The 12,494-nt window shown below is 65.9% G+C and carries 13 protein-coding genes; 9 read left to right on the top strand and 4 right to left on the bottom strand.

Going from position 1 to position 12,494, the window contains the following annotated elements; translation table 11 throughout:
• Nucleotides 1-28: 28 nt before the first annotated feature.
• The 3 genes from hisG to BM190_RS13385 form a co-directional block, all read right to left on the bottom strand.
• A complete protein-coding gene (hisG, locus tag BM190_RS13395) occupies nt 29-1,006 on the bottom strand; it encodes an ATP phosphoribosyltransferase (RefSeq protein WP_018321910.1) in 978 nt (325 codons plus the stop codon).
• Between the two features lie 3 nt (nt 1,007-1,009).
• Complete coding sequence (locus BM190_RS13390) at nt 1,010-2,161, bottom strand: ATP phosphoribosyltransferase regulatory subunit (protein ID WP_092255288.1); 1,152 nt, start codon at nt 2,159-2,161, stop codon at nt 1,010-1,012.
• Between the two features lie 359 nt (nt 2,162-2,520).
• A complete protein-coding gene (locus tag BM190_RS13385; RefSeq protein ID WP_092255285.1) occupies nt 2,521-3,279 on the bottom strand; it encodes a 16S rRNA (uracil(1498)-N(3))-methyltransferase in 759 nt (252 codons plus the stop codon).
• A 210-nt stretch (nt 3,280-3,489) separates the two neighbouring features.
• Between BM190_RS13385 and BM190_RS13380 the strand changes: the two genes are divergently transcribed.
• Entirely contained in the window at nt 3,490-4,152 is a 663-nt protein-coding gene (locus BM190_RS13380; protein ID WP_018321914.1) for a hypothetical protein, read from the top strand.
• Nucleotides 4,153-4,293: 141 nt separating this feature from the next.
• On the top strand, nt 4,294-5,247 hold the full coding sequence (gene ubiA, locus BM190_RS13375) for a 4-hydroxybenzoate octaprenyltransferase (RefSeq protein WP_092255282.1): 954 nt from the start codon (nt 4,294-4,296) through the stop codon (nt 5,245-5,247).
• A gap of 103 nt (nt 5,248-5,350) precedes the next feature.
• Here ubiA and BM190_RS13370 read toward each other — a convergent pair whose 3' ends face one another.
• On the bottom strand, nt 5,351-5,869 hold the full coding sequence (locus tag BM190_RS13370; protein ID WP_092255279.1) for a DUF6101 family protein: 519 nt from the start codon (nt 5,867-5,869) through the stop codon (nt 5,351-5,353).
• 265 nt (nt 5,870-6,134) lie between these two features.
• On the opposite strand from BM190_RS13370, the gene BM190_RS13365 reads away from it, so the two are divergent.
• From BM190_RS13365 to BM190_RS41115, 7 genes are all read left to right on the top strand, one after another.
• Nucleotides 6,135-7,553 carry a TldD/PmbA family protein gene (locus tag BM190_RS13365; RefSeq protein ID WP_177237061.1) on the top strand — a complete coding sequence of 473 codons (1,419 nt, stop codon included), beginning with the start codon at nt 6,135-6,137 and terminating at the stop codon, nt 7,551-7,553.
• Nucleotides 7,540-8,358 carry a 3'(2'),5'-bisphosphate nucleotidase CysQ gene (locus tag BM190_RS13360; protein ID WP_092255273.1) on the top strand — a complete coding sequence of 273 codons (819 nt, stop codon included), beginning with the start codon at nt 7,540-7,542 and terminating at the stop codon, nt 8,356-8,358. The genes BM190_RS13365 and BM190_RS13360 overlap by 14 nt, the downstream gene beginning before the upstream one ends.
• Before the next feature lie 63 nt (nt 8,359-8,421).
• Nucleotides 8,422-8,664, top strand: coding sequence for a DUF4170 domain-containing protein (locus BM190_RS13355; protein WP_018648410.1), 243 nt, complete (start codon nt 8,422-8,424; stop codon nt 8,662-8,664).
• Nucleotides 8,661-9,380: a lysophospholipid acyltransferase family protein gene (locus tag BM190_RS13350; protein ID WP_018321920.1), complete on the top strand. Its 720-nt coding sequence runs from the start codon at nt 8,661-8,663 to the stop codon at nt 9,378-9,380. The genes BM190_RS13355 and BM190_RS13350 overlap by 4 nt, the downstream gene beginning before the upstream one ends.
• On the top strand, nt 9,343-10,677 hold the full coding sequence (locus tag BM190_RS13345) for a 3-deoxy-D-manno-octulosonic acid transferase (RefSeq protein ID WP_092255270.1): 1,335 nt from the start codon (nt 9,343-9,345) through the stop codon (nt 10,675-10,677). The genes BM190_RS13350 and BM190_RS13345 overlap by 38 nt, the downstream gene beginning before the upstream one ends.
• Nucleotides 10,670-11,686: a tetraacyldisaccharide 4'-kinase gene (lpxK, locus tag BM190_RS13340; RefSeq protein WP_092255267.1), complete on the top strand. Its 1,017-nt coding sequence runs from the start codon at nt 10,670-10,672 to the stop codon at nt 11,684-11,686. The genes BM190_RS13345 and lpxK overlap by 8 nt, the downstream gene beginning before the upstream one ends.
• Nucleotides 11,683-12,285 (top strand): GYD domain-containing protein, encoded by a 603-nt coding sequence (locus BM190_RS41115; protein WP_244550644.1) that lies wholly within the window; start codon nt 11,683-11,685, stop codon nt 12,283-12,285. Before lpxK ends, BM190_RS41115 begins: the two co-directional genes overlap by 4 nt.
• Nucleotides 12,286-12,494: the final 209 nt, after the last annotated feature.

Below are 12,494 nucleotides of genomic sequence, written 5' to 3'. Positions count from 1 at the left end.
CTGAACGAAAGGCCGAACGTCCCAGGGCTCACCGCCGCAGGAACGCCTCGAGCTTGGCGAACAGCGGGTTCTCCCGGTCGAACACGTAGTCGAGCGAAACCACCGAGACGGTTTCGGCGCCATGCTCGCGCAGGAAGCTTGCCAGCGCATAGAGCTGCCCCGGTGGGCAGTGCAGCGTCAGCATGCCTGACGAGGTCGGCCCGCCGAACGGGGCCTCGACGCCGTACCGGCTGTGGGCTTCGCCGAGCAGGGCGGCGTCGCATTGCCGGAAGCGGGTGCGGACCTCGCGATACTTGTTGGCCCGCGCCCTTGCTGCGATGTGATCGAGGATGACGCGCGCGGTCTCCCGCGCCTGCGGCGTCCAGTCGGCCTCTTTCGAGGCGACCAGATTGGCCTGGCTGCGCAGGATCACGCCGTCGTCGAGCACCCGCAAGCCGTTGGCGGCAAGCGTCGCGCCCGTGGTGGTGATGTCGACGATCAGCTCGGCGCTGCCGGCCGCCGGCGCGCCTTCGGTCGCGCCGCTACTTTCGACGATGCGGTAATCGGTGATCCCGTGGCTCTGGAAGAAGGTGCGGGTGAGGTTGATGAACTTGGTCGCGACCCGCATCCGCATGTGATGCTGCTCGCGGAAGCCGGTGGTGACGTCGTCGAGGTCGGCCATGGTGCGAACGTCGATCCACGCCTGCGGCACCGCGACGACGACGTCGGCATAGCCGAAGCCGAGCCCATCGATCAGCGACACGCGCTTGTCGGCGTCCGCGATGTTCTCGCGCACCAGGTCTTCGCCGGTGACGCCGAGATGCGCAAGACCGCGCGACAGTTGCGAGGCGATCTCGCTCGCCGAGAGATAGGCGACCTCGACATGGTCGAGGCCTGCAAGCGTGCCGCGATAGTCGCGGGCGCCGCCGGCCTTCGACAGCTTGAGGCCGGCACGGGCGAAGAAGGCTTCGGTGTTTTCCTGAAGGCGACCCTTGGAGGGAACGGCCAGAACGAATGGCGCGCTCATGACTTAAGCTCCCACCTTGCGGCCGATCTTCGTCAGCGCGTCCACCCAGACCGAGAAGCCGACCGCGGGAATCGGTTCAGTCGATCCAAGCTGGGTCATCAGCCCGTCATAGCGGCCGCCGGCAACCAGCGGCTCGGCGCCGTTGCCCCGGTGATGCAGCTCGAATTCGAAGCCGGTGTAATAGTCGAGCCCGCGCCCGAACGCGGTCGAGAAGCGCGTCTGCTTCACGTCGATGCCGCGCGCCGCCATGAAGCCGACCCGGCTCTCGAACTGGTCGATCGCTGCCGTGAGGTCGAGCTTGGCGTCGGCAGTGAGCGCGCGCAGCTCGGCGATGGCGTCGTCGGGATTGCCTGCAATCGTCAGGAAGCGCTTGAGCACGGTGATCGCCTCGCGCGGCAATGCGCCGCCCTTCAGCGTCGATTGCTCGAGGAAGCGATCGGCGATCTCGGCCGTGGTGCGTCCCCCGACATTGGTGGTGCCGGCGATCGACATCAGATCGGTGACGAAGGCGAGCGCCGCCTTGCGGTCGGAGCCGGCGAGGGCGGCGAGCACGCCCTCATATTCGCTGCGGGTCGCGGTGGTCGCGGCCGCGAGCCGTTCCAGATCCTTTTCCAGGCTGATCTTGCGATTGAAGTCCTTGACCAGGCGGCGGCGCCAGACCGGATAGAGGTCGAGCGCATCGAGCAGCGCGTTGAACAGCGCCACGTCGCCGGTGCGGATCTCGACGTCGCGGACACCGAAGGCCGCGGTCGCTTCGAGCCCGAGCGCCAACGTCTCGGCGTCGGCGGCGGCGCGGTCCTGGCGGCCGAATGATTCGATGCCGGCCTGCAGGAATTCGCTGGCCTGGCCGCTGCGGTAGCGGAACACCGGGCCGAGATAGCTGAACCCGGCCGGCTGGCCGGCACGACCGGAGCTCAGGTAGTCGCGCGCCACCGGAATGGTCAGGTCCGGGCGCAGGCACAGCTCCTCGCCCGTGAGGTCCGTCGTCAGATATAGGCTCTTGCGGATGTCCTCGCCGGAGAGGTCCAGGAACGGCTCGGCCGGCTGCAGGATGGCGGGCTCGGCCCTGACGTAACCGGCCTGCGCGAACGACAACAGCAGCGTATCCGCCCAGGCGGCGGAGCCGGCAGCATTTGAGGTGGCAGTCGCGGTCATAACTGGGGTCCATCGTCCCGGTGGAACCGGGCAGGCAAGGGCAAGGGGAGGCAAGCGAATTGCGCAGCCCTTAGCATGGTCGATGCGCGGTTTCGACCTCCAAAGGATCAATCGCTTAATGGACGGGCAATGGACGTTCTCGACGCGCGCTAGGGGAGCCACCTGGGCCGCCGCGGGCTCGCTCAACCTCTCCCGCTTGCGGGGGAGGTCGGCGCGAAGCGCCGGGTGGGGGCTCTTTCCGCTAGGGGAATTTCTCCCTAAGCCTCAGACAATCCCGACGCGGAGGCACCCCCACCCCAACCCTCCCCCGCAAGCGGGAGAGGGGGCGCGTCTCCCCTGCGGCTGCCAATCGAGCCTTGTCAGGTGCCGGTCTTGCCACCCCAGTCGCCCAGCACCGCCTGCACCAGCGCCAGCGCGGCGACGGCGGCGGTGTCGGCCCGCATGATCCGCGGGCCGAGCGCCAGCCGGAGGATCCTGGGTTGCCGCAGCAGCAGGGCGCGCTCCTCTTCGGCAAAGCCGCCTTCGGGGCCGATCAGCACGTCGATCCCCTGTCCGGCCTCGCGGGCGTTTTGCAGGCTTTGAACCGGGTTTTGCAGCTCCGCCGCCTCGTCGCAGAAGATCAGCAGGCGGCCCGCGGGGCGCTGACTGAGATACCGCTCCAGCGGCACCGGCTCGGCGACCGTGGCGATGCTCAGGATGCCGCATTGCTCGGCCGCCTCGACGACATTGGCGCGCATCCGCTCGGTGTTGACCCGGGAGGCCTGGGTGAACCGGGTCAGGACCGGCTGCAGGCCGGCGGCGCCCATCTCGATGGCCTTCTGGACCATGTAATCCAGCCTGGCATGCTTGAGCGGGGCGAAAACGTAGGCGACGTCCGGCAGCCTGTCCTGGGGCCGGGTCTGCTGCAGGATCACGAGGCCGTCCGGCCGCTTGCGACCTTCGATGGCGGCCTGCCACTCGCCGTCGCGGCCGTTGAAGGCCAAAACCTCGGCCCCGGCGGCAAGCCGCAGCACATTGCCGAGATAATTGCTCTGGTCGCGGTCGAGCGGGATCCTGGCGTCCTGGGCAAGGGGAGCGTCGACGAACAGGCGGGGAGCGCGAAAATCGTGGGAGGGCATCGTTCAAGGGTCCGATTTGGGGCCGTTCTTAACCGAAAGCAGCCATTCCGGGGGTAAATATTGCCGAAATAGTGCGTCCCCGCGCCGCGCTATTGCCCTATTCAACGGGTTGTTAAGCGCCGGCGGGAATCGTAAAAACGCGAACACGCTGGTTGCGCTTCAATTGGGAAGACGCTGAACCCCGTAGCTCCTGCCGGAGAGACTATCCTGATGATCCGTCATTTGATGGTTCCGATCACTGCCGCCATGGTCACCCTGAGCACCGCGGGCGCCTATGCGCAAAGCGCCTTCCCGGCGCCGCTGCCGAACCAGGCCGCCACCAGTTCCGCGTTTCCCCCGGTGAACGGCTCGGCGCCGACCGCTTCGGTCGGCACGGCACCGCAATCGTCCTTTCCCGTGAACGGCGCCGCGCCCGTCGGCGGCGCTGGCGCGTTCAGCGCGGCCCCGCCGACCCAGGGCGGCCCCGGCGAGGACTGCATGAAGGCTTTCATTCCTCTGCGCGAGGAAGCCGAGAAGCGCGGCAAGCTGATCAAGGCCGCGAGCGACCGTCATGCGCCGCCGGACGAAGCCTGCAAGCTGATCCGCAATTTCAGCCAGGCTGAGACCAAGATGATCAAGTACATCGAGTCCCACGCCGCCAAATGCGGAATCCCGCCGCAGATCGGCGCGCAGATGAAGGACGGTCACAAGAATACCGAGGCCATGGCGACGAAGGTCTGCAACGTCGCGCAGCAGATGCAGAACCAGCCGCGCGGTCCGGCCGGCCCGTCGTTGAGCGAGGTGCTAGGTTCAGGCTCGGCGCCTGAGGCCAATGCCGGCAAGAAGGGCGGCAGCACCTTCGACACGCTCAACGGCAACGTCCTGACCCGATGATACACGTGCCGCCGATTTGAAGTTCCTACGGTGTTTGCCGCGAGATCCTCATGAGAACTTCAAATCGATAAGCGGCACGTGAATTATAGTTTCTTGCTAGTGCCCTTGTAGTTTTCGAAGTTCGTACCGGGATACGCCGCGATGGAATACGAACTTCGAAAACTGGACACTAGCACATCCGCCCGCGTTGCCGATTCCACCGGCAACTGGGTTGATACGCTCGCGCCGCCATGGGCGCGGCCCTATTTGCGATTGTCCCGCTTCGATCGTCCGATCGGCTCCTGGCTGCTGTTGATGCCGTGCTGGTGGTCGGCGGCGCTCGCGAGCGGCATGGCGCATGACGTCCGCGGACTGCCGCTCACCATCGTGCTGTTCTTCATCGGCGCCTTCGTGATGCGCGGAGCGGGCTGCACCTGGAATGACATCACCGACCGCGACCTCGACGACAAGGTCGAGCGCACCCGCTCGCGGCCGCTGCCGTCGGGGCAGGTGAGCACGAAGCAGGCGCTGGCTTGGATGGTCGTGCAGGCGCTGATCGGCCTTATCGTGTTGCTGCAGTTCAACCGCTTCGCGATTGCGACAGGCATCGCCTCGCTCCTGATCGTCGCGATCTACCCCTTCATGAAGCGCATCACCTGGTGGCCGCAGATCGTGCTCGGTCTTGCCTTCTCCTGGGGCGCCCTGATGGGATTTGCCGTCACCTTCGGCCGCATCGACGTCACCGCGCTGGTGCTCTATGCCGGCGCGATTTCATGGGTGATTGGCTATGACACGATCTACGCGCATCAGGACGCCGACGACGACGCGCTGATCGGCATCAAGTCCACCGCGCGCCTGTTCGGCGCGCATACGCACCAGGCGCTGATCCTGTTCTACGGGCTCGCTGTGATGCTGATCGGTGTCGCGCTGGCCTCAGGCGATGCGCGCTGGCCGGCCTGGCTCGGGCTTGCCGCCTTCGCCGCGCACCTGGCCTCGCAGATCGTGCGCTTGCGGATTGATGATCCCGAGCTGTGTCTGCGCTTGTTCAAGTCGAACAGGGATGCGGGTCTGTTGCTGTTTGCAGGATTGCTCGCCGACGCGGTGATGCGGGCGTAGCTCCCGTAGGGTGGGCAAAGGCGCCCTTGCGCCGTGCCCACGAGCTCTCAATGATCGACAAAGAACGTGGGCACGCTTGCGCTTTGCCCACCCTACGGCACCTTCAATTCCTCGCGATGATCTCGCGTTCTTCGCGATGAACCGACAGCTTCCGCGCGATGCCGGTGCGGCGGCGCATCAGGAATTTCGGACGGCGGGCGCGGATCGCATTGGCGCGGCGGCGGCGGGCCGCGGGCTTGCGCGCGCCTTCGTCGAGCTGCGGAAGCGCGAACAGCTCGCTCCAGATCGCCAAGGCCTCGACGAGCTCCTCGCCGTCGGCGCCGACGAGCAGCGGAACGGAGAGCGAGGGATCGCGATGCACCAGGACGATGGCCTGCGCTTCGTCATTGCCGCGCAGTGCGACGCCTGTGAAGTCGCTGACGCGGACGTTGATCGCCATCTGCATGCCGCGAACGGCACGGCGAAGCACGACGCGTTCGCGATGAAGCTCGATCTGCCTGACATGTCCGTCGGCGCGCGGATCGTGCGCATCGAAGCGGACCGGAAGGGAAAGGGGGTCGAGCCGCAGAGAGCGGCTCGACCCGGCGGGAGCGACCCCGCATGTTGCTGTTTGACGCCTCACGGCTTTAGTTCTCCCCGCCGGGATTATGTTCCCGGTCGATGCGAGGACCTTAGCGCGCCGCCTTCCGAAACCGCTTAAAAAGGCTGGTTAACCCACCGTCACTGCTGCTCATGATTGACAAGACCTTGGCGCGCATGATTGACGAGACGTTGCGCCAAAGGTGCGAATCTGAGCTTTTGGCGGGCTGAAAATGCTTGAAGTCCGCGCGATCAGGGCACATCTGTGGGTTCCGGTCCCGAACCCCCGCCCCAACAGGATTTCGTTCGTGAACTCTTCACCATCCGCAAGCTCGACGCTTTCGTCCAAGGATTCCTCCAAGGGGTCAAAGGCCAGCCGCGACCTGTTCGACCAGTCCGCTTTGTCGGATCTGGCGCAGCGGCTGGTGGAGGCGGCCAAGCGCGCCGGCGCGGATGCGGCCGACGCGGTCGCGGTGCGCGGCGTCTCGCAAGGCGTCGAGGTGCGCGACGGACGCGTCGAGGAATCCGAGCGCTCCGAGGGTGACGACGTCGGCCTGCGGGTACTGGTCGGCCAGCGCCAGGCGGTGGTCTCGACCAACGACGTCAGCGGCGATGCCGTGACCAAGCTCGCCGAACGCGCGGTCGCGATGGCGCGCGTTGCGCCCGACGACAAATATGTCGGGCTCGCCGATCCCGCGCTGCTCGCGCGCGACTTCCCCGATCTCGATCTGCTTGATCCCGATGTGCCTGCCACCAGCGAGCTCGAGCGCCGCGCACTCGCGGCCGAAGCTGCCGCGCTCGCCGTGAAGGGCGTCACCAAATCCGGCGGTGCCTCGGCCTCCGCGGGCATGGGCGGCATGGTGCTGGTCACCTCGACCGGCTTCCACGGCTCCTATTTGCGCTCCAGCCAGGGCATCTCGGCCACCGCCATCTCGGGCGAAGGCACCGGCATGGAGCGCGATTACGACTTCACCTCGGCGCCGCATGGTGCGGACCTGTTGTCGCCGGAAATCGTCGGCCGTTCCGCCGGCGAGCGCACCGTGGCGCGCTCCAATCCGCGCAAGGTCGAGACCTGCAAGGTGCCTGTCGTGTTCGATCCGCGCGTCGCCGGCTCCCTGGTCGGCCATGTCGTCGGCGCCATCAACGGCGCCTCGATCGCGCGCAAGACCAGCTTCCTCAAGGACAAGCTCGGCCAGCAGCTGTTTGCGAAGAACATCCGCATCATCGACGATCCCCTGCGCAAGCGCGGCCTGCGCTCGCAGACCTTCGACGCCGAAGGCGTTGCCGTGAAGAAGATCGCGCTGATCGACGAAGGCGTGCTGACGACCTGGCTGCTCGACTGCGCCACCGCGCGCGAGCTCGGCCTTGCCACCACCGGCCATGCCCATCGCGGCGTCTCCTCCTCGCCCTCGCCCGGGCCGTACAATTTGCATCTCGAGCCTGGCACACCGAGCCCGGCCGAGCTGATCGCCGACATCAAGCAGGGCTTCTACGTCACCGATCTGATCGGCTCCGGCGTGAACGGCGTCACCGGCGATTACAGCCGCGGCGCCTCCGGCTTCTGGATCGAGAACGGCGAGATCACCTATCCCGTCAGCGAGGTGACGATCGCGGGGCATCTGTTCGAGATCTTCAAGTCGATGCAGCCCGCGAACAATCTCGAGTTCCGCTACGGCATCAATGCGCCGACGGTGCGCATCGAGGGATTGACGCTTGGCGGACGTTGAGGCGAACGCCCCGGGCGAAACCATCCTGACGCGCGACGCGGCACTGCTGCGGGACACGGTGCGCGAGGCGGGTGCGCTGGCGCAGTCGATGTTTCGTACCGAACTGAAGAAGTGGACCAAGGGCGCATCCTCGCCGGTCTCCGAAGCCGACATCGCCGTCAACGACCTGCTCGAAGCGCGCCTGCGCAGTGCGACGCCGGATTATGGCTGGCTCTCGGAGGAGAGCGCCGACGATGCGGCGCGGCTGTCGCGGCGGCTGACCTGGATCGTCGATCCCATCGACGGCACGCGCAACTATCTCAACGGCCACGACGATTGGTGCGTCAGCGTCGCGCTGGTCGAGGATGCCGCGCCGGTGCTGGCCGCGGTGTTCGCGCCGACGAGTGGCGAGTTCTTCTTCGCCGCACGCGGCCAGGGCACCACGCTCAACGGCGCAGCCGTGCAGGCTTCGCCCGGATCGGCGCTCGACTTCTCCCGCATCGCCGGCCCGAAACCGATGGTCGAGCGGCTCAACATCTCAGACGGCGAGATCAAGCTGCATCCGCGAATCGGCTCGCTCGCGCTGCGCCTGTGCCGGGTCGCCCATGGCGCGCTGGATGCGGCTTTTGCGGGGGGCAACAGCCATGATTGGGACCTTGCGGCGGCCGATTTGATCGTGCAGGAAGCCGATGGTAGGATGAGCGACCTCTCCGGAGAACCCATCCTCTATAACCGCCGGGAAGTGGCGCACGGGGTGCTGGTGGCAGCGGGGCGCGATCGTCATGCGGGCATTGTCGCGCATTTTCGAAACCGCCCCTTGGCCTAAAGCGCTTTTCGTCGTGCTCGTCGAACACTGCTTTTGCCGGGCAGCCCGTTAGGAACAGAACTCATGCCAGATAGTGCCCCGCAACAACTGCTTCACCTCGTCATCGGCGGTGAGCTCGTCGATCTCGAGCACAACACCTTCAAGAACCTCGACGACGTCGAGATCGTCGGCCTCTATCCGAATTATGCGACCGCCCATGCCGCCTGGCGGGCCAAGGCGCAGAGCACGGTCGACAACGCGCAGATGCGCTATTTCATCGTCCACCTCCACCGGTTGCTCGACCCGAATCAAGAACCGGCGCGTTGAAAAAACTGCTTCGCAATACGCTGCGAAGCAGCTTCGTTCAGCGTGCCGTCGGGGTCCTGGCGGCCGAATATCTGCGTCTGGTCTGGCGGACCAACAAATTCACGTTGGATCCGCCCGACGTCTATGCGCAGGTTGAGCCGCAGCTCCCTGCGATCTTCGCGTTCTGGCACGGCCAGCATTTCCTCACGCCCTTCATCAAGAACCAGAACAAGGCGTCCTATCGCGCCAAGGTCCTGATCTCCCGCCACCGCGACGGCGAGTTCAATGCGATCGCCGCCGAGCGGCTCGGCATCGGCACCATCCGCGGTTCCGGCGATCATGGCGGCGCCTTCCACCGCAAGGGCGGGGTCGGCGCCTTCAAGGAAATGGTGCGCACGCTCCAGACCGGTTGTAATGTCGCGCTGACCGCCGATGTCCCCAAGCGCTCGCGCGTGGCCGGGCTAGGCATTATCATGCTGGCACGGGAATCGGGGCGGCCGATCATGCCTTTCGCGATGGCGACCAGCCGCTTCGTCCGGCTCAAGAACTGGGACCGCACCACCATCAATTTGCCATTCGGGCGGGGCGCATTGGTCGGCATCAAGGAAATCCACGTTCCCGCAGATGCCGACGCCGCCATGATGGAAGCGTTGCGGCAGGAGCTGGAAGACACGTTGAACGAGGCGACCCGCCGCGCCTATGCGCAACTCGGCCGCCCGGGACCGGAAGATGCCTAATTCGTTGCCGATGACGCTGCGGATGTATCAGCGGCTGGCCTCCGGCCTGGTGCCGTTTGCGCCGGCGCTGATCAAGCGGCGGCTGAAGCAGGGCAAGGAGGATCCCGCGCGCGTCGGCGAGCGGCGCGGCCTGTCCAGGGACGTGCGGCCGCATGGTCCGCTGGTCTGGATCCACGGCGCCAGTGTCGGCGAGGTGCTGGCCGCTGCGGCGCTGGTCGAGCGGTTGCGCGATCTCAATCTGCGCATCCTGCTCACCTCGGGCACCGTCACCTCGGCCGCCGTGGTCGCAAAGCGGTTTCCGCCCGACGTCATCCATCAATACGTGCCGTATGATTCCCCGCGCTATGTCGCGCGCTTCCTCGATCATTGGAAGCCGTCGCTGGCGCTGTTCATCGAATCCGATCTGTGGCCGAACCTGATCCTGGCGGGCGCTAGCCGCCGGGTGCCGATGGTGCTGATCAACGGGCGGATGTCGCCGCGCTCCTTCCCGCGCTGGCGCCGCATGCAGGGCACCATCTCGGCACTGCTGTCGCGTTTCGACATTTGCCTGGCGCAGTCGAAGACCGATGCCGAGCGTTTCGCCGCGCTCGGCGGCCGCGACGTCGTCACGACAGGCAATCTCAAGCTCGACGTGCCGGCACCGCCGGCCGATCCCGCCAAGCTCGAACGGCTGATGGCGATGACGCGCGGGCGCCCCATCATCGTCGCGGCCTCGACACACCCGGGCGAGGACGAGATGCTGGTCGCGGCGCATCGCAGCCTCGCCGGCTTCTTCCCGCAGCTCCTCACCGTGATCGTGCCGCGCCATCCCGATCGCGGCTCCTCGATCGCTGGCTTGATCACCGCCTCGGGCCTGAAGCCGGCATTGCGCTCACGCGAGGAGCTGCCGACCGCGACCACCGACATCTATGTCGCCGACACCATGGGCGAGCTCGGCCTGTTCTACCGGCTGTCGCCGATCGTGTTCATGGGCGGATCGCTGATCCGCCATGGCGGGCAGAACCCGATCGAGGCGATCAAGCTCGGTGCCGCGATCGTCCATGGCCCGCACGTCTTCAACTTCGCCGATGTCTATGAGGCGCTCGACGGCAGCGGCGGTGCGCGCCAGGCCGACACGCAGGAAGCGCTGGTCAAGCAGCTCGGCCAGCTGCTGGCCGATCCCGCCTTGCGCGACAAGATGCAGCGCGCGGGCAGCGGCGTGGTCGAGGAGCTCGGCGGCGCACTCGATCGCACCATGATCGCGCTCGAGCCGTATCTGCTGCAGCTACGGATCGAGATGGGAGCCGCCAATGCGTGAGCCGGCCTTCTGGTACCGGCCACGTTCTCTCCAGTCGTGCGTGTTATGGCCGCTCGGAGCGCTCTACGGCGCAATCACCGAACGGCGCATGCTGCGCAAAGGCGTGGATGCCGGCATCCCCGTGATCTGCGTCGGCAATTATCATGTCGGCGGCGCCGGCAAGACACCGACCGTGTTGGCGCTGACGAAGCTTTTGCGCGAGCTCGGCGAGACCCCGGTGGTGCTCAGTCGCGGCTATGGCGGACGCCTGCAGGGCCCGGTCATGGTCGACCGCGCGCGCCACACCGCGTCCGACATCGGCGATGAGCCCTTGATGATGTCGCGCGACGTCCCGGTCGCGGTCGCGCGGGATCGCCTCGAGGGTGTCGCGCTGGCGAAGTCGCAAGGCGCCACCGTCATCCTGATGGACGACGGTTTCCAGAACCCGCGCCTGGTCAAGGACACTTCGCTGATCGTGATCGATAGCGAACGTGGCCTCGGCAATGGCAAGGTGTTTCCGGCCGGCCCGCTGCGCGCGCCGCTGAACGCGCAGCTCGCGCGCACCGATGCGCTGGTGCTGATCGGCGACGGCCGTGCCGCCAACGATGTCGCGGCCGAGCTTGCCAAGCGCGACAAGCCGGAGCTGCGCGCGCGTCTGAGGCCGGACGCCGGGGCGGTCGCAAGACTGTTGGGCAAGCCGGTGTTTGCGTTCGCGGGCATTGGCGATCCCGAACGATTCTTCCGCAGCTTGCGCGCCTGTGGCATCGAGGTCGCGCGCACGCGCGCCTTCGCCGATCATCACATGTTTTCAAACGACGAGATCGCAGCGCTCGCAGCGGAGGCGCAGCGCGAGCAGTACACACTGGTGACGACGGAAAAGGATCTCGCGCGCCTCCGCGGCCGCGAGGGCCTGCCTGCTAGCATCGTGCCGTTCGCTGTGCAGCTCGAATTCGATGATCCGACAGCGCTCCGGCAATTGATCAGCGATCATCTCTACAAGGCGCGCGAGCGGCGGTTCAGCAGGCGATGATCTCGTTTGGTCATCCAGCGCCATGCGGTATTCGACAACTGATCGGGCGACATGTCGCGGCTGATGAATTCTCTTCCGCACGTTCGGGAGTTGATGTAGCCTTTGATGAGAGCCGTCACCGGGACGTGCCGACCTCCCGGAAATCATCGACGGCGTTTATGCCCACGGCGGGCAGTACCTTCATCACTTCAGATGCAGCGGCCGTAACGATCAGTTCGGAACGGCAGGGAAAATCATTGCCAAAAACCAGAGGAGAACATGCCATGCATTTTTGCCTCACCGGACAATACACCCCACGCGCTCTCAATGCCATTTTGGAGAATCCCACCACCGATCGCCAGGAGGCGGCACGAAAGCTCATCGAAGCGGCCGGCGGAAAGCTGCTTTCGATGTACAGCGTTGCGGCCGACGGCCCGGGCGTTTTGGTGATTTTCGATGTGCCTGATCCGGGTGCGGCGCCGGCCATTTCCGGCCTGACCGTCACCGCAGGCACCCTGCAGAATGTGAAACTGACCAGGTTGTTCACGCAGGACGAGATCAAGCAGGTCCGCCAGAACGCGGCGAAGCTGCGTTCTTCGTATACCCCGCCCGGAAGCTGACATCAGGATCTGAAGCGCGATGTGATGAGGATGAATCGTCATCGCGCTTTAGGTTGTTGTTTAAGCATGATCTTTTCGGAAAACCGCTGCGCACTTTTCCGGATCATGCTTTAGAGCTTCGGTTCTGATTGAAGCAGAACCGGAGCTCTGGATTCCCGTTCTTGGCGCGTCGTCTTCACGCGTACCGGTATCGCAGTTCAGCAATCAGT

The organism is Bradyrhizobium sp. Rc3b, from assembly GCF_900114915.1.
GTDB lineage: Bacteria > Pseudomonadota > Alphaproteobacteria > Rhizobiales > Xanthobacteraceae > Bradyrhizobium.
The sequence above is the reverse complement of the archived record's forward strand: the minus strand, read 5'-3'. Positions and strand labels throughout refer to the sequence as shown.